Raw genomic sequence first — 231 nt, forward strand, 5'->3', positions numbered from 1 at the left:
GCCCACCAGGGTGCGGATGTCCTCCATCGGCACCCGGGTGTTGGCGGTCATGCGCTCGTCGCCCCAGTTGCCGCTGCCACCCTGGCGGACCTTGTTGACCAGACGCTCGAAGGTCTCGTCATCATCGGGATAGCGCTCGGCCACGTCCCTCCAGGCGGGGCCACGCAGCGTCTTGTCCACGTCGTGGCAGTTGAAGCAGCCACTGTCCCACGCCAGGTCGATCATCGCCTC

At 67.1% G+C, this 231-nt stretch carries 1 protein-coding gene; it reads right to left on the minus strand.

The features are described from left to right. Positions 1 to 225 (minus strand): c-type cytochrome (locus SB754_RS23260; RefSeq protein ID WP_410784599.1); only part of this gene is annotated, 225 nt, incomplete at its 3' end. Positions 226 to 231 lie beyond the last annotated feature (6 nt).

Origin of the sequence: Leifsonia sp. SIMBA_070 (assembly GCF_046534635.1) — a bacterium.
Taxonomy (GTDB): Bacteria; Actinomycetota; Actinomycetes; order Actinomycetales; family Microbacteriaceae; genus Leifsonia.